This is a genomic window from Candidatus Competibacter phosphatis, assembly GCF_012939995.1.
Taxonomy (GTDB): domain Bacteria; phylum Pseudomonadota; class Gammaproteobacteria; order Competibacterales; family Competibacteraceae; genus Competibacter; species Competibacter phosphatis.
Window position 1 is genome coordinate 115177 of record NZ_SPMZ01000011.1, and the last position, 25480, is coordinate 140656.

Annotated in this window: 23 protein-coding genes, 2 rRNA genes and 5 pseudogenes; 13 read left to right on the forward strand and 17 right to left on the reverse strand. The window is 60.9% G+C overall.

Annotated features, from left to right (window positions below; translation table 11 throughout):
* Nucleotides 1-63: 63 nt before the first annotated feature.
* On the reverse strand, nt 64-978 hold the full coding sequence (gene msrP, locus E4P82_RS03815) for a protein-methionine-sulfoxide reductase catalytic subunit MsrP (RefSeq protein ID WP_169247680.1): 915 nt from the start codon (nt 976-978) through the stop codon (nt 64-66).
* 268 nt (nt 979-1246) lie between these two features.
* Here msrP and purE point away from each other — a divergent pair, with 268 nt between their 5' ends.
* Both purE and E4P82_RS03825 read left to right on the forward strand, forming a co-directional pair.
* Entirely contained in the window at nt 1247-1744 is a 498-nt protein-coding gene (gene purE / locus E4P82_RS03820; protein WP_169247649.1) for a 5-(carboxyamino)imidazole ribonucleotide mutase, read from the forward strand.
* Complete coding sequence (locus E4P82_RS03825) at nt 1741-2847, forward strand: 5-(carboxyamino)imidazole ribonucleotide synthase (RefSeq protein ID WP_169247650.1); 1107 nt, start codon at nt 1741-1743, stop codon at nt 2845-2847. Before purE ends, E4P82_RS03825 begins: the two co-directional genes overlap by 4 nt.
* 51 nt (nt 2848-2898) lie before the next feature.
* On the opposite strand, the gene E4P82_RS03830 is transcribed toward E4P82_RS03825, so the two are convergent.
* Nucleotides 2899-3828 carry a hydrogen peroxide-inducible genes activator gene (locus E4P82_RS03830; RefSeq protein ID WP_169247651.1) on the reverse strand — a complete coding sequence of 310 codons (930 nt, stop codon included), beginning with the start codon at nt 3826-3828 and terminating at the stop codon, nt 2899-2901.
* Nucleotides 3829-3999: 171 nt separating this feature from the next.
* Between E4P82_RS03830 and icd the strand changes: the two genes are divergently transcribed.
* The 4 genes from icd to E4P82_RS03850 all read left to right on the forward strand — a co-directional run bounded on the left by icd (nt 4000) and on the right by E4P82_RS03850 (nt 8298).
* The gene (gene icd / locus E4P82_RS03835; RefSeq protein ID WP_169247652.1) at nt 4000-5763 is read left to right on the forward strand and encodes an isocitrate dehydrogenase (NADP(+)); all 1764 of its coding nucleotides are present in this window, start codon (nt 4000-4002) and stop codon (nt 5761-5763) included.
* Nucleotides 5764-5904: 141 nt separating this feature from the next.
* The gene (locus E4P82_RS03840) at nt 5905-6732 is read left to right on the forward strand and encodes a sulfite exporter TauE/SafE family protein (RefSeq protein ID WP_169247653.1); all 828 of its coding nucleotides are present in this window, start codon (nt 5905-5907) and stop codon (nt 6730-6732) included.
* 195 nt (nt 6733-6927) lie between these two features.
* Nucleotides 6928-7779 (forward strand): trypsin-like serine protease, encoded by an 852-nt coding sequence (locus tag E4P82_RS03845; protein ID WP_169247654.1) that lies wholly within the window; start codon nt 6928-6930, stop codon nt 7777-7779.
* Nucleotides 7780-7929: 150 nt separating this feature from the next.
* The gene (locus E4P82_RS03850; RefSeq protein WP_169247655.1) at nt 7930-8298 is read left to right on the forward strand and encodes a hypothetical protein; all 369 of its coding nucleotides are present in this window, start codon (nt 7930-7932) and stop codon (nt 8296-8298) included.
* Nucleotides 8299-8408: 110 nt separating this feature from the next.
* On the opposite strand, the gene E4P82_RS03855 is transcribed toward E4P82_RS03850, so the two are convergent.
* Nucleotides 8409-8714, reverse strand: a complete 306-nt coding sequence (locus E4P82_RS03855; protein ID WP_169247656.1) for an FmdB family zinc ribbon protein — start codon at nt 8712-8714, stop codon at nt 8409-8411.
* 113 nt (nt 8715-8827) lie between these two features.
* On the opposite strand from E4P82_RS03855, the gene E4P82_RS03860 reads away from it, so the two are divergent.
* Genes E4P82_RS03860 through E4P82_RS03870 form a run of 3 tightly spaced genes read left to right on the forward strand, consistent with a single transcriptional unit; the run spans nt 8828 to nt 11867 of the window.
* Nucleotides 8828-10150 carry a sugar ABC transporter substrate-binding protein gene (locus E4P82_RS03860; protein WP_169247657.1) on the forward strand — a complete coding sequence of 441 codons (1323 nt, stop codon included), beginning with the start codon at nt 8828-8830 and terminating at the stop codon, nt 10148-10150.
* Nucleotides 10147-11037 (forward strand): carbohydrate ABC transporter permease, encoded by an 891-nt coding sequence (locus E4P82_RS03865; protein WP_169247658.1) that lies wholly within the window; start codon nt 10147-10149, stop codon nt 11035-11037. Before E4P82_RS03860 ends, E4P82_RS03865 begins: the two co-directional genes overlap by 4 nt.
* Complete coding sequence (locus tag E4P82_RS03870; protein ID WP_169247659.1) at nt 11034-11867, forward strand: carbohydrate ABC transporter permease; 834 nt, start codon at nt 11034-11036, stop codon at nt 11865-11867. Before E4P82_RS03865 ends, E4P82_RS03870 begins: the two co-directional genes overlap by 4 nt.
* A 37-nt stretch (nt 11868-11904) precedes the next feature.
* Here E4P82_RS03870 and E4P82_RS03875 read toward each other — a convergent pair whose 3' ends face one another.
* From E4P82_RS03875 to E4P82_RS03890, 5 genes and pseudogenes are all read right to left on the reverse strand, one after another.
* Nucleotides 11905-12789 (reverse strand): TAXI family TRAP transporter solute-binding subunit, encoded by an 885-nt coding sequence (locus tag E4P82_RS03875; RefSeq protein WP_169247660.1) that lies wholly within the window; start codon nt 12787-12789, stop codon nt 11905-11907.
* A 72-nt stretch (nt 12790-12861) separates the two neighbouring features.
* Nucleotides 12862-13119, reverse strand: a complete 258-nt coding sequence (locus E4P82_RS23505; protein WP_420887060.1) for an LpxL/LpxP family acyltransferase — start codon at nt 13117-13119, stop codon at nt 12862-12864.
* Nucleotides 13120-13171: 52 nt separating this feature from the next.
* A pseudogene (locus E4P82_RS03880) lies at nt 13172-13744 on the reverse strand (lysophospholipid acyltransferase family protein); the annotation flags it as partial.
* Entirely contained in the window at nt 13741-13971 is a 231-nt protein-coding gene (locus E4P82_RS03885; protein ID WP_169247662.1) for a putative signal transducing protein, read from the reverse strand. The gene E4P82_RS03885 and the pseudogene E4P82_RS03880, both read right to left, overlap by 4 nt.
* A complete protein-coding gene (locus E4P82_RS03890; protein WP_246327347.1) occupies nt 13968-14591 on the reverse strand; it encodes an MlaA family lipoprotein in 624 nt (207 codons plus the stop codon). Before E4P82_RS03890 ends, E4P82_RS03885 begins: the two co-directional genes overlap by 4 nt.
* Nucleotides 14592-15035: 444 nt before the next feature.
* On the opposite strand from E4P82_RS03890, the gene E4P82_RS03895 reads away from it, so the two are divergent.
* Both E4P82_RS03895 and E4P82_RS03900 read left to right on the forward strand, forming a co-directional pair.
* Nucleotides 15036-16670, forward strand: coding sequence for an HD domain-containing phosphohydrolase (locus E4P82_RS03895; protein WP_169247663.1), 1635 nt, complete (start codon nt 15036-15038; stop codon nt 16668-16670).
* A 254-nt stretch (nt 16671-16924) separates the two neighbouring features.
* The gene (locus E4P82_RS03900) at nt 16925-18160 is read left to right on the forward strand and encodes a hypothetical protein (RefSeq protein ID WP_169247664.1); all 1236 of its coding nucleotides are present in this window, start codon (nt 16925-16927) and stop codon (nt 18158-18160) included.
* Here E4P82_RS03900 and mutM read toward each other — a convergent pair.
* The 5 genes from mutM to E4P82_RS03925 are packed head-to-tail and all read right to left on the reverse strand — an operon-like array spanning nt 18157 to nt 22590.
* Nucleotides 18157-18972, reverse strand: a complete 816-nt coding sequence (gene mutM / locus E4P82_RS03905; protein ID WP_169247665.1) for a bifunctional DNA-formamidopyrimidine glycosylase/DNA-(apurinic or apyrimidinic site) lyase — start codon at nt 18970-18972, stop codon at nt 18157-18159. The genes E4P82_RS03900 and mutM overlap by 4 nt on opposite strands.
* Nucleotides 18972-19550, reverse strand: coding sequence for a hypothetical protein (locus tag E4P82_RS03910; protein WP_169247666.1), 579 nt, complete (start codon nt 19548-19550; stop codon nt 18972-18974). The genes mutM and E4P82_RS03910 overlap by 1 nt, the downstream gene beginning before the upstream one ends.
* A gap of 3 nt (nt 19551-19553) precedes the next feature.
* On the reverse strand, nt 19554-20903 hold the full coding sequence (locus tag E4P82_RS03915; RefSeq protein WP_169247667.1) for a GldG family protein: 1350 nt from the start codon (nt 20901-20903) through the stop codon (nt 19554-19556).
* A 2-nt stretch (nt 20904-20905) separates the two neighbouring features.
* A complete protein-coding gene (locus E4P82_RS03920) occupies nt 20906-21658 on the reverse strand; it encodes an ABC transporter permease subunit (protein ID WP_169247668.1) in 753 nt (250 codons plus the stop codon).
* Nucleotides 21655-22590 (reverse strand): ABC transporter ATP-binding protein, encoded by a 936-nt coding sequence (locus tag E4P82_RS03925; protein WP_169247669.1) that lies wholly within the window; start codon nt 22588-22590, stop codon nt 21655-21657. The genes E4P82_RS03920 and E4P82_RS03925 overlap by 4 nt, the downstream gene beginning before the upstream one ends.
* 92 nt (nt 22591-22682) lie before the next feature.
* On the opposite strand from E4P82_RS03925, the pseudogene E4P82_RS03930 reads away from it, so the two are divergent.
* Nucleotides 22683-22991, forward strand: a pseudogene (locus E4P82_RS03930) (phosphate-starvation-inducible PsiE family protein); the annotation flags it as partial.
* Nucleotides 22992-23144: 153 nt separating this feature from the next.
* A pseudogene (locus tag E4P82_RS03935) lies at nt 23145-24267 on the forward strand (DesA family fatty acid desaturase).
* Between the two features lie 65 nt (nt 24268-24332).
* Here E4P82_RS03935 and rpmG read toward each other — a convergent pair.
* The 4 genes and pseudogenes from rpmG to E4P82_RS03955 form a co-directional block, all read right to left on the reverse strand.
* Nucleotides 24333-24489: pseudogene (gene rpmG / locus E4P82_RS03940) on the reverse strand (50S ribosomal protein L33).
* 19 nt (nt 24490-24508) lie between these two features.
* Nucleotides 24509-24746: pseudogene (gene rpmB / locus E4P82_RS03945) on the reverse strand (50S ribosomal protein L28).
* Between the two features lie 164 nt (nt 24747-24910).
* Nucleotides 24911-25026: ribosomal RNA gene (gene rrf, locus E4P82_RS03950) — 5S ribosomal RNA — on the reverse strand.
* A 63-nt stretch (nt 25027-25089) separates the two neighbouring features.
* Nucleotides 25090-25480, reverse strand: a 23S ribosomal RNA gene (locus E4P82_RS03955); the annotation flags it as partial.

Here is a 25480-nt window from a genome sequence, read left to right on the forward strand (position 1 = left end):
GCCAATGCGGCCCGTGACGGAAAGCCTTCAACTTTAGCCTGCATTTTCCCGCGCCGCGCGGCTTCAGAAATCCTTGCGCAGATCCATGCCCGCATACAGGCCGGCCACCTGCTCGGCGTAACCGTTAAACAGCAGGGTATCGCGACGGAAGAAATCACCGACCCGCCGCTCTTTTTTCTGGCTCCAACGCGGGTGATCCACCGCTGGATTGACGTTAGCGTAGAATCCGTATTCGCTGGGACCTTCGCTGGCCCAGGTGGTGCGCGGTTGCTGCTCGGTAAAACGAATCTTGACGATGGACTTGATGCTCTTGAAACCGTACTTCCACGGCGTCACCAGCCGCAGCGGCGCGCCGTTCTGGTTGGGCAGTTCCTTGCCGTACAGCCCGGTCGCCAACAAGGTCAGCGGATGCATCGCCTCATCCATCCGCAAGCCTTCCACATAGGGCCAGTCCAACAACTGGGTCCGCTGTCCCGGCATTTGCGCCGGATCGAGCAAGGTGGTGAATTCGACATATTTCGCGCTGGCGGTGGGCTGGAATCGCGGCAGGATCTGACCAAGCGGAATCCCCAGCCACGGCACCACCATCGACCAGGCTTCCACGCAGCGCAGGCGGTAGATGCGTTCCTCGGGCGGGTGCGGCGCCAGAAAATCCTCCAGCGCGTACTGACCCGGCTTTTCGCAGTGCCCCTCGACCGTCACCGACCAGGGACTGGTTTTCAGGCTACCGGCATTCTCGGCCGGATCGGTTTTGCTAGGCCCGAATTCGTAAAAATTGTTGTAGGAAGTGACATCCTTGTAGGGAGTCGGCTTGAGATCGTCGTCCGCCGCCCGGGCGAGGTTGCCGCGCAGCACCGGCGGCAGCAGCGCGGCGGCGCCCAATACGGCGGCGCCTTTCAGGAACTCGCGGCGGCGGGCGTACCATTCGGGCGGGGTGATTTCGGACGGGCGGATATCGGCGGGTTTCTTGATCAGCATGATGCGGCGCTCCCACGGTGGATTCTGCTCGTTGTGACCGGCGATGCCCACGCGAGTTGCGTGCGCGGGCCGGAACTTGACGGCCCGTCCCGAAATACGCTCTATTCCCCATTTGAACACAGTTAAGAAGCATTTAACCGCCAGACTGTATAATGTTCACCGTCTTCCACCCGAAGCGGGGTTCTTGCCTTGGGGATACCCAACCTTCCGGCTCGCTTCGGCGGATATTTTCGCCAGATAACCGTCAACTTGGCAGGACACGACCGGCATGAATCCACTGGTGGGTTTGATCATGGGCTCCAAATCCGACTGGAGCACCCTGGAACACGCGGCGAACACGCTGGACGCGCTCGGCGTACCGCATGAAGTGCGAGTGGTCTCGGCCCACCGTACGCCCGATCTGCTGTTCGAGTACGCCGGCGGCGCCGAGGCGCGGGGTTTGGAGGTCATCATCGCCGGGGCCGGCGGCGCCGCCCATCTACCGGGCATGGTCGCCGCCAAAACGATGTTGCCGGTGCTGGGCGTACCGGTGCAGTCGCAGGCGCTCAACGGCATGGATTCGCTGTTGTCGATCGTGCAGATGCCGGGCGGCATCCCGGTCGGCACCCTAGCGATCGGCAAGGCCGGCGCGATCAACGCCGCGCTGCTGGCCGCCGCGCTGCTCGGCAATAAATATCCCGCCATCCGCGCCGCCGCGCGCGCGTTCCGTGAGCGGCAGACCGCCGCCGTGCTGGCCGAACCCGATCCACGGAACCCGCAACCATGAACGTCGGCATCGTCGGAGGCGGTCAATTGGCACGGATGCTGGCCCTGGCCGGCTACCCGCTGGGCTTGCGGTTCCAGATGCTCGATCCGGCCGCTGATGCCTGTGCCGGACAGATCGCGCCGCTGATCCAGGGCGATTACGACGACGAGGCCCGGCTCCGGCAACTGGCTGAATGGGCCGAGGTGGTGACCTTCGACTTCGAAAACGTGCCGGCGGCGGCGGCTCGCGCGCTGGAACGGCAAACCGTGACTTTCAACCCCCCGGCCGGGGCACTGGCGGCGGCGCAGGATCGGCTATATGAGAAGGCCTTGTTCTGGGAACTGGGCATCCCGACGCCGCCCTTCGCCACGGTCGATAGCCTGGAAGAACTGCGCGCCGCCGTGGGGCGGATCCATCTGCCGGCGGTGCTGAAAACCCGCCGGCTGGGTTACGACGGCAAGGGCCAGCGGGTGCTGCGCGCGTCCGAAGACATCGAGCCCGCCTGGCGGGCGCTGGGCGGTGTACCGCTGCTGCTGGAAGGCTTCGTGCCTTTCCAGCGGGAAGTATCGGTGCTGGCGGCGCGCGGCCGCGACGGGGCGACCGTGTTTTACCCACTGGTGGAGAATCACCATCGCGACGGTATCCTGCGACTGTCGCGGGCGCCGTTGGCCGCGCCGGAACTGGAAAGTGAAGGCTGGGATCACGCCCGCCGGTTGCTGGAACGGCTGAACTACGTCGGACTGCTGGCGATCGAGTTCTTCGTGCGGGATGACCGGCTGATCGCCAACGAAATGGCTCCGCGCGTCCACAATTCCGGGCACTGGACCATCGAGGGCGCAACAACCAGCCAGTTCGAAAACCATCTGCGGGCGATTCTCGGTCTACCGCTGGGCTCGACCACCGCCCTCGGCCATTCCGTCATGCTGAACTGCATCGGCGCGATGCCAGAACGAGCGGCGGTGCTGGCCGTGCCCGGCGCGCATTATCATGCCTACGGCAAAGCGCCGCTTCCAGGCCGCAAGGTCGGCCATCTGACCCTACGGGCGGAGCATCCCGACGCGCTGCAAACCGGTCTCGACCGGCTGCTGCCGCTGGTCGGTCTCGAAGCTAGCGAATTTGACTGAGGCTGATGGGTTCCCGGCGCCAAGTCGGCATCCCGCTCGGCCCCGGTCCCTTCATTCCAGCAAACGCACCGCCTCGCCCAGCGGGCAGGCGCGGATGGCCTCGGCCAGCAAGGCGATCACGCGCTGGCGCGGAAAGCTCTTGCGCCAGGCCAGCGCCACCATTCGGGTCGGCGCAGGGGCCTCGAACGGCCGGACGCTGAGCAGATCGCTGGGATAGGCGTAGCCACTGACCGAGGTATAGGGCAGTACCGTGATGCCGACACCGGTGGCCACCATCAGCCGGATGGTTTCCAGCGAGCTGCCCTCCAAGGTTCTTTGCATGTTGTCCGAGGTCACGCTCAGCCGGTTGCACTCTGGACAAAACCGCAGCACCTGGTCGCGGAAACAATGGCCGGGACCCAGCAGCAGCAGATCCTGCCGGGCCAGGGTGGCGGCATCGACTTGCGTCGCCGCTTCCAGCGGATGACCGAGCGGCATCAGCACCACGAACGGTTCCTCGTACACCGCTTGCGTCATTACCCCCGGTTCGTCGAACGGCAGCGACAGAATCAACACGTCCAGATCGCCGGCCTTGAGCCGCTCGCCCAGCTGCGCCGTGTAGCTCTCCTCGATTTGCAGCGGCATATCGGGCGCGCGGCGGTGCAGCCGTGGGATCAGATGCGGTAGCAGGTAGGGGCCGATGGTATAGATCACCCCCAACCGCAGCATCCCGACCAGATCGTCCTGGCCCTGGCTGGCGAGCTGTCTGACGACGGCGGCCTCCTCCAGCACCCGCTGGGCCTGTTCGACGATGCGCCGGCCGATGGGCGTCACGGTCATTTCGCCGGGACCGCGTTCGAACAGGGTCACGCCCAGTTCGTCCTCCAGCTTGCGCACCGCCACGCTCAGCGTGGGCTGGCTGATGTGACAGGATTCGGCGGCGTGGCCGAAATGTCGTTCGCGGGCAACCGCGACGATGTAGCGCAGTTCGTTCAGGGTCATGGCGACAACACTCGCGGCAGCCGGCGGCCGGATGGGTTCAATCCTTGGCCGTCATGGACATAAGTCGTGATTACGTGTAGCTTATGCGCGTTTTTTTCGCGCCCCATGGCGGGCCGCCGCGCAACCCAGCGTTCAACACCTCGGTGGAAACCAAAACGAGAAGGAGGGTCCATGACCTACCAGCATATCCGCATTCCCACGAGCGGTGAAAAGATTACCGTCAAGGATGGCAAGCTGCACGTACCCGATCAGCCGATCGTCGGCTATGTGGAAGGCGACGGCATCGGTCCGGACATCACCAAGGCCTCCCTGCGGGTCTGGGACGCGGCGGTCGAGGAAGCCTACGGCGGCCAGCGCAAGATCAACTGGTGCGAAATCTTTCTGGGCGAGAAAGCCGCCGAGATTTACGACGGCAACTACTTCCCCGATGAAACCCTGGAAGCGATCAAAGAGCTGGTCGTGGCCATCAAGGGTCCCCTGACCACCCCGGTCGGCGGTGGCTTCCGCTCGCTGAACGTGGCCTTGCGCCAGGATCTGGACCTGTACGCCTGCGTCCGCCCGGTGCGTTACTATCCCGGCGTGCCCTCGCCGGTGCGCTATCCCGAGAAGGTGGACGTCATCATCTTCCGCGAGAACACCGAGGATGTCTACGCCGGCATCGAGTACAAGTCCGGCTCGCCCGAGAACGCCAAGCTGTCCAAGTTCCTGCGCGAGGAGATGGGCGCGGACTTCTTCGACGAAGCCGGCCTGGGCATCAAGCCGATCTCGCCGTTTGCTTCCAAGCGACTGGTGCGCAAGGCCATCCAGTACGCGATCGACCACGGCCGCGACAGCGTGACCCTGGTCCACAAGGGCAACATCATGAAGTTCACGGAAGGCGCCTTCCGGAACTGGGGCTACGAACTGGCGCGCGACGAATTCCCGGATCAGACCATCACCGAGAACGACCTCTACAGCGTCTACGGCGGCAAGCAGCCCCCCGGCAAGGTGGTGATCAAGGATCGTATCGCCGACATCATCTTCCAGTTGCTGCAACTGCGGCCGGAAGAGTTCTCGGTGCTGGCCACCATGAACCTGAACGGCGACTACCTCTCCGACGCGGTGGCGGCGGAAGTGGGCGGCATCGGCATCGCGCCGGGCGCCAACATGGCCGATCACATCGCCGTGTTCGAAGCCACCCACGGCACCGCGCCCAAGTACGCCAATCTGGACAAGGTCAATCCCGGCTCGCTGCTGCTGTCCGGCGTGATGATGCTGCAATACATGGGTTGGAAGGAAGCCGCCGACCTGATCGAAACCGCGCTGACCCAGGTGATCGCCGACAAAACCGTCACCTACGACTTCGCCCGGCAGATGGATGGCGCCACCGAAGTACCGACCAGCCAGTTCGGTGACCTGATCATCGCCAAGATCAAGGAACACGGTGCCGCCCTGCGCGCCGAGGCCGAACAGCGCCGTCGGGAACTCGAAGCCGAGCGCCGTGCCCTGGAAGCCCAGCGCGTGGCCGATCCCCTGCAAGCGATGCTCGCTTCCGGCCGCATGCCGACCACGGTAGGCGGCATCATGTCGCCGGTGATCAGCGTCAAGAACGACGAGCTGGTCAACGTCGCCATGCATCAGATGATCGAAAAGGGCGTGAACGCGGTCATGGTCCAGCCCGACGCCAGCGGCCAATGGGGCATCATGACCGACCGCGACGTGCTCAAGAAGGTCATCAGCGCCAATCGCTCGCCGGCGCGCACCCAGGTCGGCGAAATCGCCACCCGGCCGCTGGTGACGGTCAAGCGCGAGATGTCGCTGTCCGATGCCTCGCAGCGCATGGCCGAGGCCAACGTGCGCCGCGTCGTGGTCGAGATGGACGGCAAGCCGGTCGGCATGGTGACCGACAACGACCTGTTCCGCACCGTGGAAGTGTTCGGCTGGGGCGAAGTCTGATCGCGACCGGCTGATACGCCGGAACCAAGAGCGGCGCTCGCGTCACGATCCACGGGTCGGGCGCGAGCGCCGTTTTCGTTGGGCTATCGGAGAACGACATGACGACTGCCCCCTATTTCTTCTTGTCCCTTCATCGCACGCATGACTCTTAGCCTGCTCTTTGGCCTGATCGTCGGGTTTTCCCTGGGCCTGACTGGCGGCGGCGGTTCCGTGTTCGCCGTACCGTTGCTGGTATACGGCATGCAGGTACCGGCGCACGCGGCGGTGGTGATTTCACTGGCGGCGGTCGGCGCCACCGCGCTGGGCGGCGGATTGGCGCGGCTGCGCGACGGCGAAGCCGAACCACGTACCGCGCTGATCTTCGGCCTGTCCGGCATCGCCGGGGCACCACTGGGCGCCTGGCTAAGTCCTCGGTTTCCCGAGGCGGCGCTGCTGACCTGTTTTGCCCTGCTGATGCTGGCGGTGGCGTTTCGCATGTGGCGGCAGGCCAGCCGCCGGCCGGAGGAAACCCGTATCGTTCGCGTGGGTCCCGATCCAAACGATGATACGGCCGGACCCGCCTGCCGCTACGACCCCGGTGGTCAGTTGCAATTCACCTCACGCTGCGCGGTGCGGCTGGCGGCGACCGGTTCCACGACCGGCTTGCTGTCCGGGCTGTTCGGCGTGGGTGGCGGCTTCCTGATCGTGCCGGCGCTGGTGCTGATCGCCTCTCTACCGATGCGGCGGGCGGTCGCCACCTCGCTGTGGGTGATCGCCATCATCAGCGTCATCGGCTTGCTGTCCCATATCATCGCCGGTCACCGACTGGATGTCGGGATCACGGTCGGTTTCGTGCTGGGCGGTCTGGCCGGCATGGCGCTAGGTATCGCAGTGGGTAAACGCATCGCCGGCCCAACCCTGCAAAAGCTGTTTGCCGGCATGATCGTGGCGGTGGCGGTGTTCATGTTGGCCAAGCTGGTTATTCACTGAATCGCGCGCATTGCCGGATCGCGTAAAAACCGCCGCGTCCAGCAGTCAACGGCTGCGCGTGTCAACATAATCATCGCGGGACCTGACACTTAACGAACCCTGCTGAGGCTATGTCGGCAAATAACCCAAGATCGATTTAAAAAGGGGTGGAGATCACCATCCACTTGTCCGTTACGACCAAGAGAGATAAGACACATGAAACGAATCATGTTAGCAGCGGTGGTTGGTACAGCTCTGATTGCTGTGTCTGGTACCGTGGAAGCCATTATTCACGGTTACCCGGATAATCTGTCTCATCCGAATGTCGGATTTATTGCCATCGAGTCTATTAATGGTCCAGAACAGAAATTGAACTTGAAATGTTCAGGGACACTCATCGCTCCGCGCGTTTTTCTCACGGCCGCTGAATGCACGGCAGGTCTTGATATTGTCATTGACCCGAACGATGGCACCATTCGCAATCTTTATGTTGGTTTCAACGATATGTTGGAATCCGACAAAGCAAATCAACAATATAACGAATTGCCTTTGTACTCGGTGGATCAGGTCATAACCAATCCAGAGTACAATCAAACCCATAAATCGGACGATGGCAATATCGCGGTACTGCTGCTTCATGAGGATCCATCAATCAGTCCAGCATCGCTCCCCGAAGAGGGTGCACTGGATAAACTGCGTGGCGAGGGTGTGCTCAATGGCCAGATTTTCACGGCGGTCGGTTATGGCGCAACCCAGATTAATCAAGGAGGTGGACCACGAACGTTCGGGGGATTCGGCATCCGCAATTATGCCTACTCGGACTATCGTGCCCTTGCTCCTGGTTATCTCTATCTATCGATGAATCCGGCGACTGACGACGGAGGTACCTGCTGGGGTGATTCCGGTGGACCAAACTTTTTCGGTGATGGTGATACTGAGATGATTGCCGCCCTTACGGTCAAGGGAGATGCGGTGTGTCGCGCCACCAATGTGGACTATCGGCTCGATACCGCCGCCGCACATGTTTTTTTTAGACCGCGTCAAAGATACATACTCGGCTTATTTTAAACCCAGTCCGTTGCCATAAGATATACATGAGCAACGTTTTGACCGAAGTACGTCATGAAGTGACTTCGCCGACGAGAGCGGTTTAGCCATGCAGGCATTGGTGGACACGATCATGGCACGGTACCACAAGCGCATCCGGATCGTGAGCGTTTGCCGCATGCCTTCGCAGAGCGTCTGACACTAGAATTTTCGGTAATTCGCAAAGGGTCAATCGAAATGCCGTTAGGTCGCATTGTGGTTGGCAAACAAACATTGCTCGACTTTGGCGACGAATTTGATGAGGTGGCGGAACTGATCGACGCCGCGATTTCCGTAGCGAGCCAGGATCAATTGCTCCCCGCCGAGTTCCCAAGAAACGCGATTCCGCTCTTTACGGAATTTCGGAAAAAGACCCAAGGCATCAGAGATGCTTATTCGTTCAAGCCCATAACCGAGAACAAGCCGCTCCTTGCACCGTCAAAGCGTGTGGATGTTTGGCGGAATGGACGAAAACGACTTTTGAGGATCTGGCGGATGTGATCGGAGAAGTGAGCATGGCCAATGTACACGGAGGTACATTGGAACGGTACTGGCGACCGGACGCCGTGGCGATGTCCACAACGTCCGGTTAATCGGCGGTGTGGGGTTTATCAACTGGCCGTCGCCACCGGCGTGGCACAGGTTCCGCAACCACCGGCGCCGTCGCAGGCGGGCGCTGATTTAGTTTCGCTGGCGGATGGACTGTCATCCTTGACCACATTTTTCTTCTTATCCCCACCCTTGAAGTCGGTCTCGTACCAACCGCCGCCCTTGAGTCGGAACCCGACCACCGAGATCAGCTTCTTCAGTTCGGGTTGACCGCAGGCCGGACAGTCGCTCAACTCGGGATCGCTGAGCTTTTGCATCACTTCCAGTTCGTGATTGCAGGACTGGCAGCGGTATTCGTAAATCGGCATGGCACACCTCGTGGACTGACAAATAAGGGTGGGGAACTCGGTACTGACCTTATGGGGACCACTTTGAACGATTTCAAGGTCTTCGTCCAGAACAAGGCCGATCCCGCTACACTATGGTCATGTTGTCTCCGCCGCGTCTATTCTTCATTGTCTGGTTCGCGCTGTGGCTGGCCGGTTGCGATTCCGGCACCGGCCGCGCGGTCACGGTGGAATTCTGGGCCATGGGTCAGGAGGGCGAGCAGGTCAAGGCGTTGCTGCCCGAGTTCGAGCGTCGTCATCCCGGCATTCGGGTGCAGGTGCAGCAGATTCCCTGGAGCGCGGCGCACGAAAAACTGCTGACCGCTCATGCCGGTGACGCCATGCCAGATGCGTTCCAGCTCGGTAATACCTGGATTCCCGAATTCGTGGCCCTGCGCGCCATCGAGCCCCTGGACCCACGGTTGCGCGATTGGCCGGAAGCGGCGCTGGCCGACTACTTCCCCGGCATTCTCGCCACTAACCGCTTGGCCGGACAGACCTTCGCCCTACCCTGGTATGTGGACACCCGGTTGTTTTTCTACCGTAGCGATCTGCTAGCCGCCGCCGGATTCCCCGAACCGCCGGTCACCTGGGACGGCTGGTTGCGGGCGATGACCGCGCTCAAGGCCCAAGGCGGCGAGAAGCATTACGCCATCCTGCTACCGATCGACGAATGGCAGTTGCCGGTCATTCTCGCTCTGCAACGCGGCGCCACCCTGCTGCGCGACCGGGATCAATACGGCAACTTTCGGGACCCGCGCTTTCGCGATGCCTTTACCTTCTATCTGAATTTGTTCGCGCGGGGGCTGGCTCCACCGGTGGGCAATTCCCAGATGGCCAACCTTTATCGGGAATTCGCCAGCGGCACTTTCGCCATCTACATCAGCGGTCCATGGAACATCGGCGAGTTCGGCCGGCGGCTGCCGGCGGCGCTGCAACCGCACTGGAACACCGCGCCGCTGCCGGACTTTGCCGATGCCTCCCTATCCTCACCGGGAGAGCGGTTGGGAGCAAGGGCGGCGGGCGTGTCGCTGGCTGGCGGCGCCAGCCTGGCACTCAGCCGTAACTCGCCCCGGCGGGAAGCGGCCTGGCTGTTACTGGAGTTCCTGGCCGAACCGGAACAGCAGGCGCGCTTCTACCAACTGACCGGCGATCTGCCGGCGCGGCAATCGGCCTGGAACGATCCGGCGCTGACCGGCAATCGTCATGCCCAGGCGTTCCGGGAACAATTGCAACACCTGCGGGCGACGCCGCCGATCCCCGAATGGGAACGCATCGCCAGCCGCATCGCCTACTACGCCGAACTGGCGATTCGTCAGGAATTGAGCGCGGACGAGGCACTGGCGGCGTTGGATCGGGACGTGGATCGGATTCTGGAGAAACGGCGCTGGCTGCTGAGCCGGGGGTTGGCGCCATGACCGGCCAGGAACGCCACGCCGCCCGCAGCGCCAAGGTCTTTCTGGCGCCGGCGCTACTGTTGATCGCGGTGTTCTTCTTCCTGCCGGTGCTGGCGGCGCTGCTGTTGAGTTTCACCGATTTCGACATTTACGCGCTGGGCGATCTGGATCGACTGCGTTTCGTCGGCTTACGCAACTATCTGGATTTGCTGCAAAGTCCGCTGTTCTGGACGGCGTTGGGCAACACCTTTTATTTCGTGGTGGTGGGAGGGCCGCTGTCGGTGACGGTCTCTCTGGGCGCGGCGCTGCTGGTCAACGCGCCGCTGACCCGCTTTCCCGGTTTCTTCCGCGCCGCCCTCTTCCTGCCGGTGGTGACGACCCTGGTGGCGGTGGCGGTGGTGTGGCGCTATCTCTACCATCCCCACTACGGCTTGCTGAATTACGGCCTCGGCCTGCTTGGCATCGATCCCATCGATTGGCTGGGCAACCCGGTCTGGGCGATGCCGGCGATCATCCTGATGGCGGTATGGAAGAATTTCGGCTTCAACATGATCATCTTCATCGCCGGCCTGCAGAATATTCCGCCTCAACTTTACGAGGCGGCGCGGATCGACGGGGCCAACGGCTGGCGGCAGTTTCGCCATATCACTCTGCCCTTGCTGGGACCGACTTTCCTGTTCGTGGCCCTGATGACCATGATCGGCTATTTCCAGGTCTTCGCGGAACCCTACGTGATGACGCAGGGCGGACCGACCAACCGCACACTCAGCGTGGTGCTGCTAATGTACGAGGAAGGCTTCCGCTGGTGGAACATGGGCTACGCCTCGGCGGCGGCGTTCGTGCTGTTCGTGCTGATTCTGGCCGGAACCGCGCTGCAACTGCGGTTACAACGCAGAGAACCGCCATGAACCGGCTGCTCCATCGCATCCTTCCAGCCCTGCTGGTGTACGGCCTGCTGATGCTCGGCACGATGCTGGCGCTGGCGCCGCTGCTGTGGATGCTGGCGGCCTCGCTGATGCCGCCCGGCGAGGCCACCGGCTACCCACCGCGATTTTGGCCCAGCACGGTGACCTTCGAGCACTACGCGGCGCTGTTCACCCGTCTCGATCTGGGCCGCTACCTGCTCAACAGTACCCTGCTGGCCGGCGCCGTGACCGCGATCTCGCTGTTCGTCAACTCCATGGCGGGCTACGCCTTCGCCAAATTCCGGTTCCGCTATCGCGACCGGCTGTTTCGAATCCTGCTGGCGGCCATGGTGATCCCGGCCCAGGTGGCGATGCTGCCGTTGTTTCTGCTGCTCAAGCAGTTCAGCCTGATCAACACCTATTGGGGCGTCATCATCCCCGGCATGGCCAATATTTTCGGCATCTTTCTGATCCGCCAGTATCTGTTGGCCATCCCCGACAGCTTGCTGGACGCCGCCCGCATGGACGGCGCCGGCGAGTTCCGCATCTACTGGGCGCTGGTGCTGCCGCTGTGCCGGCCGATCCTGGTGACGCTGGCCATCTTCACCTTCATGGGCGCCTGGAACGATTTCATGTGGCCGCTGATCGTGCTAACCGACAGTTCGATGTACACCCTGCCGGTGGCGCTGGCCAACCTGCTGGGCGAGCATGTGCAGGATACTGAATTGATGATGGCCGGTTCGGTGCTAACCGTGCTACCGGTGCTGCTGCTGTTCGTGGCCCTGCAAAAATACTACATCGCCGGCATCATGCTGGGGGGGATGAAGGGTTAGGGCAGCGTCCAAACCCTTCCCTTCCCTTCCGAGAAGATTATTTGGCGCCGTCGCCCAGCACCCGGCTGGCGGCCAGCAGCATCACCTTGGACAAACGGGTACGCTGGTCGGCGGTCAGCTTGGTTTTGTTGGCCAGCATCAATCCACGGGTGCAGATGGTGTCCACCGTGGTGTCGAAGCCCCATTTCTTCTCGGCCACGGTCACGTCCTCGAAGGTATACACGGCGCTACCGTCGGGCAATTTATCGTTCAGATCCCAATCCTTGACCGGCACCAGCCGGAAATCCTTGGGGTTTTCCAGCACCACCTGCATCTCGGTGGATTTAGCCATCGGCCGCTGCACCACCATCGCCGCCTGAATCGGGCTGGCCTTGCCGCTACTCTTGATTTGCAGCAACGCCTCGGCCCCATCCACGAAGGCCGGCGCGGTGTTCTTGAACTGGGGTTCCAGGATCGTCATGTACTCCCAGGTCACCGCCACGCCGCTATTGGGCGACTGCACCGCGATCTGCCGGTTGCCGGCTTTCTGCAGGTCACCGTCGTCGCGGATATCGCTGTTCTTACCGGTGACGATGAACACGCATTCCTTGCCGATCTCGCCCAGACTGATGAACTTGTCGGCGAATTCGGGATGGTCCTTGAGGTAGTACTTCAAGGCGTCGGCCTGGGTCAGTCCCACGCTGACCGGACTATTGGGATCGTCGAGCCGGTTGAGATTTTCCAGCGAGCCGGCGCTGGTCAGCACCTGAACGGGCTGATCCTGTTCGGCCATCACGGTTTTCAGCCGCTCGCCGATGGTGTTGTAGCCGCCGCCGCTCTTGCCAGTGCTGACAACGATGGGCGGGTCGGCGGCTTGGGCCAGACCCGCGCACAGGCCGGCGGCGAGGAGAAGGGAATGCGACAATCCAGATTTCAAATTCATGCTGAGTTCTCCCTGGAATAAAGTCCGTGGTTGCCGATGACGGTCACGGTCGCCGGCAACCGTCGTGGATACTCAATACAGTTTAGGTTCGCCCGGCGGCCGTGTCTTGAAGCGCTTGTAAGCCCACAGGTATTGCGCGGGGAGCGAACGAACCGCCGCCTCCACGCCCCGGTTCAGGGCCGCCGCCGACTCCTCCAACGAACCGGCGGCGGTCACCTCCGGCAGCGCCCGCAGATGCAGCGCGAAACCTCGACCGCGCGGCAACCGTTCCGCCCAGGTCAGAAACACCGGTGCGCCGGTGTTCCGAGTCAAGCGCGAAACCAGGGTCATGGTACTGGCGGAGATGCCGAAGAACGGCGCGAACACCCCCCCCCTCGTCCCCGGGATCCTGATCGGGGAGGATGCCGAGGATTTCACCGTCGCGCAACGCGGTCAGTAGGCTGCGCACGCCGCGGGCATCGGTGGCGACGACCTTACCACCCAGCCGGCCGCGCCCTCGAACGCTGAGCTCATCGAGTCCCAAGCGACTGGGGCGGTAGAGGATGGTCAGCGGATGACGGCTGGAATAGTACAAGCCGGCCATTTCCCAGGCGCCCAGATGCGGCGTGAGCAGGATCGCCCCTCGCCGCCGCCGCACGGTATCGGTCAACGCCTCCTCGCCGGCCACCGCGCCCCGGACCAAGGCCAGCACCCGCTCTCCTCGCCATAGCCACAACGGCCCCAGTTCCAACAGCAGCTTACCGGTTTCCCACAGGTTTCGACGCAGCAAACGCTCGCGGTCGGCAACCGGCATCTCGGGAAACGTCAGCACCAGATTACGGCTGGCGATCCGCCGCAGATCGTTGGGAATCCACCACAACAGGCCGCCGACCCACACGCCGATGGCGTGCGTCAGGGGCAACGGCAACAGACTGGTCAGGCGCAGCAGCCCGGTGATCGCCGCCCGCCGGATCATGACTCCAGCTCAAGTTCCCCGGAATAATCCCGCGCCAGCGCCTGGCGCGCGCGCTCCAGATCCGATTCCGGAACCTGGAGTTCGATTCCGTCGGCGACGATGCCGAGTTGCAGCAGCGACCGATCCACCAACACGCAGGGAATGTCTTCGACCAGCAGTCGGCCACGAGCGATCTCGGCCGGCGCCAGTGCATCGAACACGGTCAGGCTGGTCCAAGGCGCATTCATTGCGGGGGTTTGTCCGGGTCAGCGTCAAAATCGAGATCCGGTGCGGGCGGGTTGCCGTCGTACACCAGGTTACGCCGCATTTGCAGATAGGCGCTGCGCTGGAACGAGTAAGGGTCGATCTGGTCTTCGGCCAGAACTCGCTCGATCCGCAACAAGTCGGACCGTCGATTGATCAGATCCAAGCCCCACAGGCCCCAGGCCACCGCGTCGGAATCCGTTGCCCAGGTGATCGGATTGGTGAAGAAATTGCCGACCATCCCGATGGCGTCGCGCGCCGTGCTCGGCCCCAAAAACGGCAGCACGAAATAAGGGCCATTGCCGAAGCCCCAATAACCCAGCGTCTGGCCGAAATCCTCATTGTGCTTGGGCAGTTCCATGCGACTGGCGACATCGAACAGGCCGGCCACGCCGAAGGTCGTGTTGAACACGATTCGGCTGCTGTCCATCGCCGCCAAGTGCAACTTGAATTGTAGCAAGTCGTTGAGCAGCACCACCACATCGTTGAGATTACTGAAGAAGTTGCCGATACTAATAGTGATCGGTTCGGGAAGCACTCTCCGATAAGCCTTGGCGACCGGTTTGAACAGTGCTTTATCCACTGCGTCGTTGAAGGCAAACATGGGCGCGATTGTAACTTTCTAGGGAATCCTGTTCATCGTGCGATAATTCGCTGGTCGACGCGCAGCCCACCAGCAACAGGGCGGCACCAGCGGCGGTCAGAAAACGACGGGATAAGATATTCATGAGCCTGGAAACGCCAAGGCTGGGGCGAAATTGCCTGAAAACGATTTTACCCCAAGCCCGGGCCTCGCGCATGGCGTGCGCCCGAGTCCTCTCGTACCGTCGCGGGGAACCCGACAGGATCATAATCAGGATCGCTCCAGGCATGATTCGCCTTGAAAAGATGCCGCGATTTCGATCACGAGCGCCCATGAAATCCCCGATCCCGCCGATGGCGCGACCGGTCGCGCGGCATCGAATCCCCCGTGCCTCCTCACGGTGCACCGCTATAATACGGAAAATCTCGTTTTATCCTGACCCGACTCGGAAAGAAAGGATCATTCATGTATCCGTCCCATTCCAGGGATTTATGGCAATGCCTCGAACAGCTCAACCGGATCGGCATCGCGCTGTCCAGAGAGCGGGATACGCCGAAATTGCTGGAAACGATTCTGATCGCGGCCAAGCGTTTGCTGAACGCCGATGCCGGCACGCTGTATCTGTTGGACAAGGACGAACGGCGACTCCGTTTCGAAGTGTTGCGCAACGATTCGCTCCAGCTCTATCTGGGCGGCACCACCGGCACGACCATTCCGTTCGATCCCATTCCCCTGTACGACCCGGCGGGCCAGCCCAACACCGGCATGGTGGTCACCTATGCCGTGCTGCAAGATACGACGGTCATGGTCGATGATGCCTACGCGGACCAGCACTTCGATTTTTCCGGGACTCACCGTTTCGACCAGCATACCGGCTACCGCTCACGCTCCTTCCTGACGGTGCCGATGAAGGATCACGAAGAAGAAATCATCGGGGTCTTTCAACTGATCAACGCGCTCGACCCGGAAACCGGGCAGGTACGAACCTTTTCGCCGGCCGATCGCCAACTGGCCGAATCGCTGGCCTCGCAGGCCGCCATCGCCCTGACCAACCACCAACTGATCCGCCAACTCCAACAACTGTTCGAGTCACTGATCGAACTGATCAATACCGCCATCGACCACAAATCCCCCTACACCGGCGCTCACTGTCAGCGGGTGCCGGTCCTGACCATGATGATCGCCGAGGCGGCCCGCCGCTGCGAACGAGGACGGCTCAAGGCGTTTCGTCCCACGGACGAGGAACTGTACGAACTGAAGATCGCGGGGCTGTTGCACGACTGCGGCAAAATCACCACGCCGGTGCATGTGGTGGACAAAGCCACCAAACTGCAAACCCTGTTCGACCGCATCGAGTTGGTGGATACTCGCGGCGAGGTCCTCCGACGCGATCTGGAAATCGAACTGCTGAAAGCCAAGCTGGCTGCCGTGGAGTGTGGTGACCACGCGGCGATTCCGCGGTTGGAACAGCAGTTCAGCGCTCGATTGGCCGAGTTGGAGGAAGACCGTGAACACTTACGCCGCTGCAACTCCGGCAGCGAGTTCATGCGGCCCGAGGATCAGGCGCGGGTCAGACAAATCGCCGTCCGCCGGTGGGTCGGACCGGACGGACAGGCACGCGATTTCCTGTCCGGGGAGGAAATCGACAATCTCTGCATTGCCAAGGGCACCTTGAACCCCACCGAGCGCGCCATCATCGAAGAGCATGTGGCCCTGACCCTACGCATGTTGAACGCTCTGCCCTGGCCGAAATCGTTGCACAACGTCCCCGAGTACGCCGGTAGCCATCATGAAACCCTCGACGGCGGCGGCTATCACCGTGGCTTGCGTGAACAGGATTTGCCCATTCAGGCCCGCATCATCTGCCTGGCCGACGTGTTCGAGGCATTGACCGCGCGCGACCGTCCCTACAAACCCGGCAAACCGCTCAGCGAGGTGCTGAACATCCTCGGCCGGATGGTGCGGGACCGTCAGATCGATCCCGATTTGTTCGAGGTCTTCATTCGCGAGGGCGTCTGGCTGAACTATGCCCGACAATACCTGCAACCGGAACAGATCGATACGGTGGATCTCAGCCAGATTCCGGAATATACCCACTAAACACCGTCAGGATCGACGATCTTGCCAAGCCTCTCACTAGGAACCCCACAACCGCCGACGCTCAAGAACCTGGAGATCGCCCGTCACAAGCCGATCGAGCCGCGCAACATCACTGACCGGAAAGCCCGGGGCAAACGATGGCTTGGAACCAGCGATTGAGCCGTTGCGGCACACTACGAAAAATCTTTTGTGGTTCGGGCAACCGGCCAAAGCATAGCCGGCGACCCGATGCACGATCGCTGGGGAGGAATGCCATGCGCGCACTATCTTGCCTTTGTTTGTTGTTGGGCAGCCTACTGTGGCTACCGCCCGCGCCAGCGGCCAACCCGGCCTCGGAAGAATTCGCCGTGCCATTGCAAGCCACGCCCACATCCGCTCGCGCCAAACCGCGTGGATCGGAACGGGCGCGGACCATCAAGGACGACATGACGGGGGAACCGGCGCTGCGCGCCAGAACGGCGCAAGGCGCCATCGCCGCCGCGATCGGACAACGCACCGCCGGTTGTCGAATGATCCGCTTCAAGAAGGGTTTCGGCTGGGTGGCGACAGGGAAGGCCCGCTATCCGGTCACCGAAAATCCGGTCGCGACCCGCCGGACCCGGCAGGAAGCACGATTCAGTGCGTTCCTGGATGCCCGCGCGCGGCTGGCCGGTTGTCTACAAGATCTGGCGCCGGAGGCCCGGCAACACATCGCGGAGCATCTGAAAACCGATGACGCCATACGGCTGGCGCTGATCAACCTCGCCGCCAACGAGCAGGAGCGGCAACAACAAGCGCTTAAGATTTTGGCGCGCGGCTTCGTGACCTATTCGAACGAGGAGGACGTGGCCGACCACGCGATCTATGTCAATCTGGTCGCCACGCCCAAGACCGCCCTCCGCCTGACTCGTCCCGCCGCCGCCGGCATCGAAACCGTTGCGCTCAAGGAAGGCTTGCGGCAACTGCTGGCCGAAATCGAAGCCCGCCTGATTCCACCGGTCGGCAACCGATTGATCGTCGTCAACGCGACGGGCGAACTGGCGTTGGTCGGCTATGCCGTCAATCCGATCGGCACGCACCCGGAACCGGCCGCTCAGGAAAAACTGTGCGCCGACGCGGCGAAAATCGCCACGGCCCGAGCGACCGAGGCGCTGATGGGACTGGTGACCGGGGATGATGCAACATGGATCGCCAGCCTGGACGAAGTCAGCCAAGCTGAAATCCGTGGTGCCGCCAGCGGTTACGATGACAGCGAACCCAGCGTGCGCCGTTTCGCGCAAATCCGTGAGCTGGCGATGTCCGGTATCAAGGACGCCGCCGGTCTTCAGGCGCTGCGCGAGGGTCGCCTGCCACCGGAGGCGACGGTCAAACAATTCGTGGGAGAGGACAGTGTCGCCGTCGCGGTGGTTTATACCCCGAGCGTCAAGAAGCCTGAATCGGTCCCCGCCGCACAGCCGCCCGCGCCGGAACCGACCGGTGGCAACCCACCCACGCCGGTGGACAACCGCTAGCGCTGGCAGCGCGGACAGTAATAGGTTGCCCGTTGCCCGAGCCGACAGCGCTGGATGGATTCGCCGCAAGCGGTGCAGGGCGCCAAGTAGCGGTTGTAGACGCGCAGACTTTGTTGAAAGTAGCCCGGCTCGCCTTCTCCACCGACGAAATCCCGCAAGGTGGTGCCGCCCTGCTGGATCGCTTCGTCCAGGATCGCCCGAACCGCGACCACCAATCGCTGGTATTCAGCCAATGTGACTTGCCCGGCCGAGCGCCGTGGATCGATTCCGGCCGCATGCAGCGATTCGTTGGCGTAAATATTACCGACCCCCACCACGACGTGGTTGTCCATGATGAAGGTCTTGACCGCCAGCGTTCGCTCCCGTGCCCGGCGGTGCAGATAGGCGCCGGAGAATGCGGCGTCGCACGGTTCGGGTCCAAGCGTCCGAAGCAGGGAATGATGCTCCGGCGACTCCATGGTCCACAACAACGAACCAAAGCGACGGCTATCGTTAAAACGCAGACATTCCCCACCGACCAGGATCAAATCGACATGATCATGCTTCCCCGGCGGAGTGGCGGCGGGCAGAACGCGCAAGCGGCCGGTCATGCCAAGGTGGAAGATCGCGGTCCCGATATCGGTGCGTAGCAGCAAATATTTGGCGCGTCGCTCGACGCGCTGGATGATTTGCCCCGGCAACAAGGCTTCCAGTTCCTCCGGCACCGGCCAGCGCAACCGGTGCTCCCGGACCACCACCCGACCGACCCGTTGACCGGTCACGCGCGGCGCGATACCGCGACGGACGGTTTCGACTTCCGGCAGTTCGGGCATTATTCGCCCCTTGCTCCACTGGACGTCGAAGAGCCAATGGGCGGCGCCCGGAAACTCGCCGCCGCGCTAGTCAACAACGAGTACAACCGATCGGGACAGAGCGAGACCGTTGCGCCGATTTGCAGGTAACGCAGGCCGTCGGTCGGAGAAGTCGCGCCAAAACGAATTTCCCAATCGTTCAGCCATAACCGCAACCGAGGCGGATCGAGTTGCAAGGCTTTCAGGTCCAATTCGGTGACGGCATACCGTAGCGGGCAGTGGGCTCCGGCCAGATCCATGATCGGATTGAGCAAGATCGGATTGGCCAGGCCACTCTCCGGCGCGGCCATCCACCAACGACCACCGCTGCGTTTAAAGGCCAGATCGGCTTGACTCGGACGTTCGACCGCGATTCGTTCGATCCGCACCGGAGGCAGATCCAACAGAGCGGGAACGCCCGTTAACCGTTCCTGTCTGGATTCCAACCACGCCAGCGTCGCCAGTCCACCAACCAGTCCCAGCAATGCTAGATTGAGCCAGCGTCGCCTTGCGAGCACACTCACGGTCAACGCCGCCGCCGTCGGAACCAGATCAGCCAACCGCTAACCAATAGCGTCGTCGGCAACACCAGCAAAAAAAATAGCGGCGATCAGCGCCAGCGCGCCATCCGACAAATCCAGGTGGATGTCGGGCGCGGCCTTGGGGCGCAACACGATCAGTGTGTCGTCCAGGGTAAGCCAGTTCATGATATTCAGTCCCAATTGCAGATTGCCGCCATTGCCCAGATAGGTATTCGAGAGAAAATCGCCATCGCCGATGACGACAACGCGCTGTTGGGATGCGGCGGCTTGCGTATCGGCGGCTCCGACGACCGGTGGGCCGGGCCGGGGCCGAACCAACGCCACGCCAACGGTCAGGGGACCGGAACGCTCGACGGTCTCGGGATCGTACTGCATCCGTTCATCCAGCAAACCCGTTTCCGTCCAGGTCCGCAACTGGCTTTCCAGCAGCACATCAGCTTTCCAACCAGCGGCAGGTTGTAGGTCTAGAGCGACGGCTTGCGGTAACAGGGCGGGCGAACGCAAGGACTCGGTGATGGGATGCGGACCATAATCGGCGATGGGAATGAAGGCGGGATTCTTGATGCCCAGTAGGGGCGTATCCGCATCCACTACGACGCCAGGTAACACGGTGATACCCAGCAGGGTCGCCAGTTCTTGCAGACCGGATGGATCCCCCGGCTCCAGCAACCACAGCAGATGGCCACCCCGGTCCACGTATTCCACGATGGCCTGAATCTCTTCCGTCCGCAACGGTGTTTGCGGCCCGGCGATCACCAGGACGATGGCCGTGTCTGGAATCTGGGTTTCGGTCGTCAGATCAAGCGTCTCCGGCTGAATGCCGATCTTTTCCAGCTCTCGGCCAAATGTGCCCAAATCGTGATTGGCCACGCCCAGCGGCTTGCGCTCACCGTGGCCGGCGAGAAACAGCACGACCCGAGCCTGCTGGCGACCGAGACGATACAAAGCTTGGGTCAGTGCCTGTTCACTGAGTTGCTGGAACTTTTCCCCACGGCCGCGATATTCCAGATACAGTTCGCCGTCTGCGGTAATCCCAAGCTCCCGCATCCGATCCGGCAGTAGATCGGGGTTGACGAACGTCAGTGTCAGATCGGGTTTATAACGCTGGTAGCGACCCACCAGCCGGGCGATGCCGTTGCGCAAGGGGAGGTTGTCGCGTGCGTAGGCGGTAATACGAACCGGTCCGTCCAGTCGATCCAACAGCATTCGGCTGGCCTCGGACAGCGTGTTGCGGCCGCCAGCGGTCCAGTCAGCCTGAATCGGGTAACGAACGCTCAACCAAGCCAGCAGCCCGATCAGCAGACCGAACAACAGCAGAAACAGCGTGTTCTGGATTCGCAACCGCCACCGGGTGGAGGGATCGAGCCGCATGATCAAGCTCGCAGGCGCATATCGTCCAGCCGGCGGATCGTCAACCCCAGGAAGACCGCGATGAATAACAGGTAGTAGATGACATCGGCGCTGTTGAACAATCCCAGCAACAGTGCGTCGTAGTGGCGCGGCAACGACAGGTACGCGAACAGGCTGTCCGCCGTTTTATGGCCGGTCCCAGCCGCGTCGACAATCCACAGCAGCAGCAGCAACCCGAAGCTTGCCACCGCCGCCAATACCGGTTGGGTGGTGTGCACGGACAGATACAGACCGGCGGCGGTAAAACTGCCGGCCAGCAGGATCAAACCCAGCAAGCCGGCCAGCAGCTTGCCGAAATCCAGCGGTGCGCCAATCGCCAGCGCCAGCGGCATCAGCGCGATCAGCGCGATCATGCTCGACAGAAAGAGCATCGCACCTAGATACTTGCCAAGCACGATGGCCGCCGATCCCACCGGCGCCGAAAGCAGCAGGTCGAGCGTGCCGGTGCGACGTTCTTCGCTCAACAGCCGCATGGTCAGCAACGGAACCAGCAGGAGCAACATCCAGGCGGCGACCCGAAACAGCGGCGCGGCCACCAAATCGGTCACGCCGGGCGCGTTATCCAACGCGGCCAAGCGACCCTGCAAGTCTCGGAAATCATCCACCAGGACCAGGAAGATCCACGCCAGCAGCCCTTGCACCACCGCCAGCAGCGTCCAGGCCAACGGCGACAGAAAGAAGCCACGCAATTCGCGAGCCGTGATGGCGAAGATCATACGGGTGCTTCTCCCAGGGTCAGATCGACAAAGATTTGCTCCAAACCGGCATGTTCCGGGGTTATTTCCCACAGATCCCAGCCATCAGCGCAAGCCCGTTCAAGCACGGCTTGGTGGGGTGCGGCACCTGGGGCATGATGGAGTCGGAACCGACCGTGGCCGAGTTCCTCGACCCGGATGATCCCTGGCAGTTGCGCCAGGCTTGCGACCGGCGGCGGTGCGTTCAACCCAATTCGTAAGTGGGTGGAACACCGCCGCCGTTCCAAATCGGCCAGATCGCCAGAGAACACCAGCCGCCCGGCCCGCATGATCTGTGCATGGGTGCACGTCGCCTGCACTTCGGGCAACAGATGCGTGGACAAAATCACGCCACGATCCCGCCCTAGCGTGCGGATCAACTCGCGCATCTCGCGTAGTTGCATGGGGTCCAGCCCGACAGTCGGTTCATCCAACACCAGCACCGGCGGATCGTGCAACAGGGCTTGAGCCAGACCGACCCGCTGCCGATATCCCTTGGACAAATTGCCGATCAAGCGCCGGCCGACATCCACCAACCCACAATGCTCCTTGGCCCGAAGCAGGGCTTGGCGACAAGCCGTGCGATCGAGTCCATGCAGGCGGGCACTATAGTGCAATTGCTCGTCCACCGTCAGTTCGCGATAAAGCGGTGGCTGGTCGGGCAGATAGCCGATTGCCTGCTTGGCTTGGCTTGGTTGGTCCAACAAATCGGCACCGTTAATGGTAATTCGCCCGGCATCTGGTGCCAGCACACCCGCCAGCATTCGCATCGTGGTCGATTTACCAGCACCGTTGAGACCCAGAAACCCAAGAACCTGGCCCTTGCGGAGCGTGAAGCTGATTTCATCGACGGCTCGGATATCACCATAGCTGCGGGTCAATCGCTCCACCTGCACCAGAACTTCACCCTTCATGACATTTTTGACAAGCATTCGCCTACGCGGAGCGGTATCATAATCACCGAAGTTGACTCGAACAGTCACACCCTTAACTTGCCGATGTAGCTCAGGTGCTTTACCAACGAGCGACGGCATCGGTTGTAGGGTTGCTGAGCGTCAACGATATTCTAGCTTCATTCGGTGCCTTCATGGCGGCTTCGATCGCCATCGAAATTTTCCTGAATATCGTGCTATACCTGCGCGACGATGTATTGCATGTCAAATGAGTATTCGCCACGGCGTTGATGGCGCTCGCTCGGAAAGTGATCGTGCTGGACTATAAAACCCTGGAGCCTGAGTCCATCTGGGCAATGGCGGCGGTTGTTTTTACTCTGCGCATTGGTTACTACTGGCTGGTGGCAAAGAAAATTCAATGAGTCCGGCAATTCCGGCCACCGGGATCATAATTACGGTTTCCGACCGCGCCGATCATTTTATTCACCGCGTTTACGAAAGGTGTTGAATTGAATTTTATCGTTCATGGGTTTTTGAATCTATCTTTCTGGGAACTCGTGTTGGCGACGCTGTTGATGACACATGTCACGATCGCCGCCGTCACTATTTTCCTGCACCGTGCCCAAGCGCATCGCGCGCTCGATTTGCACCCAGTGATCAGCCATTTCTTTCGATTCTGGCTATGGTTAACGACCGGTATGATCACTAAACAGTGGGTTGCCATCCATCGTAAACATCATGCCAAATGCGAGACATCGGAGGATCCTCATAGCCCACAGATTTTGGGTATCCGCAAGGTACTCTGGGAAGGCGCGGAATTGTATCGCTCCGAAGCAGCAAACTCGGAGACATTGAAACGCTACGGTCATGGCACGCCCGATGATTGGCTAGAAGATCATCTCTATACTCGATATGACCGACTAGGCGTTACGCTGATGCTATTCATTGATCTAGCCTTGTTTGGCATCGCGGGGCTCACCATTTGGGCGATACAGCTACTGTGGATTCCATTCTGGGCGGCTGGAATCGTCAATGGTTTAGGGCACTATTGGGGTTATCGTAATTACGAACCTCGCGATGCATCCACCAATCTTTTACCGATCGGTTTGGTCATCGGCGGGGAAGAACTGCATAACAACCATCACGCCTTCCCCAGTTCAGCCAAGCTGTCGAACCACTGGTGGGAATTCGACATTGGCTGGTTATACATTCGGATTTTTGACAATCCTGCGGTTGGCGCATGTCAAGAAAATTGCACCGGTGCCACAACAACTACGAGATAAACAAGCCATTGATTTGGACACACTACGAGCTGTGGTTCTTGGCCGGTTGTATGTGATGGCCGATTTTGGCCGTAATGTAGTGGCACCAGTGCTGCGGGAAGAGTTACGAAAAGCCGATGATTCCCGGCGCCGCGTACTCAAGCGAACCAAGGTGTTACTGCTGCGGGAGGAAGCTCGGCTGGATGATCGTGATCGCGCCCGGCTGCGCAGTGTACTCGACATGAGTCAGGCTCTATGCACTGTCTATGAGTTTCGGATGAGCCTGCAAAGCCTGTGGAATCGTACAACTGTCAGCCATGAAAAACTGCTGGCATCATTACAGGACTGGTGCATGCAGGCCGAAGCCAGCGGTATTCAAGTTCTACAGGAATTTGCACAATCACTACGTGGCTATTCAGTACGCTCAGTAGTTTAATCGACACCAACAAAAAACCCGCTTTCAAGGCGGGTTTTTTGTTGGTGATCCGAGCAACCAAACAATCACTTGATCTTGGCTTCCTTATAGGGAACATGCTTGCGAACCACTGGATCATATTTTTTTCATTTCAAGCTTTTCAGGCGTCGTGCGCTTGTTTTTGGTTGTTGTATAGAAATGGCCCGTACCAGCGGTGGAAACCAACTTGATTTTATCGCGCATAAACACCTACTCCTTCCAGTTAAACCTTTTCACCTTGGGCGCGCAAATCGGAGAGAACGGCATCAATACCTTTTTTTATCGATGATACGCATACCATGTGAAGATACTCGCAGGCTCACAAAGCGCCTTTCACTTTCAACCCAAAAGCGATGGGCATGCAGGTTCGGCAGAAAGCGACGACGAGTCTTATTGTTGGCGTGTGATACGTTATTTCCGGTAGCGGGGCGCTTCCCCGTCACTTGGCAAATTCTTGACATCGCGCCTATCTCCAACCGGCAAAACCGGGATCTCGAAAGCTTATGGGCTTTTAAATCTTAGCACGGAACGAATGGTTACTTCGCTGATACTGAGCAAAGTAACCATCAAAATCCAAACTTAAAAAAGCATCCCCCTAGAATCAGGGGGATACGGTGGATAAGTTGCCTGGCGATGACCGACTTTAGCGTGAGTAGATCTCACACGATCATAGGCGCGGCGCGGTTTCACGGTCGAGTTCGGGATGGGATCGAGTGGTTCCCACGCGCTAAGGTCGCCAGGCGAAAAGGGGTGGAAGGCACGATGCATGCGCGGGAGGGGAATCTCACATACTTTGGGTGTTGCAGGGTCAAGCCGCACGGTCAATTAGTACGGGTAGGCTGCACGCGTTGCCGCGCGTCCACCGCCCGCCTATCCACGTCGTGGTCTCCAACGGACCTTTAGGAGTCTCAAGGACTCGGGAGATCTAATCTTGGGGGGGGCTTCCCGCTTAGATGCTTTCAGCGGTTATCCCGTCCGGACGTAGCTACCCGGCCATGCCACTGGCGTGACAACCGGTGCACCAGAGGTCTGTCCATTCCGGTCCTCTCGTACTAGGAACAGCGCCCCGCAAATCTCCAACGCCCGCGGCAGATAGGGACCGAACTGTCTCACGACGTTCTAAACCCAGCTCGCGTACCACTTTAAATGGCGAACAGCCATACCCTTGGGACCGACTACAGCCCCAGGATGTGAT

Coding starts and splice junctions, on each gene's coding strand:
- E4P82_RS03895 (WP_169247663.1), top strand. CDS start 15,036: ATGTATCCGTCCCATTCCAGGGATTTATGGCAATGCCTCGAACAGCTC.
- E4P82_RS03870 (WP_169247659.1), top strand. CDS start 11,034: ATGAACCGGCTGCTCCATCGCATCCTTCCAGCCCTGCTGGTGTACGGC.
- E4P82_RS23505 (WP_420887060.1), bottom strand. CDS start 13,119: ATGACCCTGGTTTCGCGCTTGACTCGGAACACCGGCGCACCGGTGTTT.
- E4P82_RS03900 (WP_169247664.1), top strand. CDS start 16,925: ATGCGCGCACTATCTTGCCTTTGTTTGTTGTTGGGCAGCCTACTGTGG.
- E4P82_RS03840 (WP_169247653.1), top strand. CDS start 5,905: ATGACTCTTAGCCTGCTCTTTGGCCTGATCGTCGGGTTTTCCCTGGGC.
- E4P82_RS03855 (WP_169247656.1), bottom strand. CDS start 8,714: ATGCCGATTTACGAATACCGCTGCCAGTCCTGCAATCACGAACTGGAA.
- E4P82_RS03920 (WP_169247668.1), bottom strand. CDS start 21,658: ATGATCTTCGCCATCACGGCTCGCGAATTGCGTGGCTTCTTTCTGTCG.
- E4P82_RS03925 (WP_169247669.1), bottom strand. CDS start 22,590: ATGAAGGGTGAAGTTCTGGTGCAGGTGGAGCGATTGACCCGCAGCTAT.
- E4P82_RS03825 (WP_169247650.1), top strand. CDS start 1,741: ATGAACGTCGGCATCGTCGGAGGCGGTCAATTGGCACGGATGCTGGCC.
- E4P82_RS03860 (WP_169247657.1), top strand. CDS start 8,828: ATGGTCATGTTGTCTCCGCCGCGTCTATTCTTCATTGTCTGGTTCGCG.
- E4P82_RS03865 (WP_169247658.1), top strand. CDS start 10,147: ATGACCGGCCAGGAACGCCACGCCGCCCGCAGCGCCAAGGTCTTTCTG.
- E4P82_RS03875 (WP_169247660.1), bottom strand. CDS start 12,789: ATGAATTTGAAATCTGGATTGTCGCATTCCCTTCTCCTCGCCGCCGGC.
- purE (WP_169247649.1), top strand. CDS start 1,247: ATGAATCCACTGGTGGGTTTGATCATGGGCTCCAAATCCGACTGGAGC.
- msrP (WP_169247680.1), bottom strand. CDS start 978: ATGCTGATCAAGAAACCCGCCGATATCCGCCCGTCCGAAATCACCCCG.
- E4P82_RS03890 (WP_246327347.1), bottom strand. CDS start 14,591: ATGTTTGCCTTCAACGACGCAGTGGATAAAGCACTGTTCAAACCGGTC.
- E4P82_RS03830 (WP_169247651.1), bottom strand. CDS start 3,828: ATGACCCTGAACGAACTGCGCTACATCGTCGCGGTTGCCCGCGAACGA.
- E4P82_RS03915 (WP_169247667.1), bottom strand. CDS start 20,903: ATGCGGCTCGATCCCTCCACCCGGTGGCGGTTGCGAATCCAGAACACG.
- icd (WP_169247652.1), top strand. CDS start 4,000: ATGACCTACCAGCATATCCGCATTCCCACGAGCGGTGAAAAGATTACC.
- mutM (WP_169247665.1), bottom strand. CDS start 18,972: ATGCCCGAACTGCCGGAAGTCGAAACCGTCCGTCGCGGTATCGCGCCG.
- E4P82_RS03845 (WP_169247654.1), top strand. CDS start 6,928: ATGAAACGAATCATGTTAGCAGCGGTGGTTGGTACAGCTCTGATTGCT.
- E4P82_RS03885 (WP_169247662.1), bottom strand. CDS start 13,971: ATGAATGCGCCTTGGACCAGCCTGACCGTGTTCGATGCACTGGCGCCG.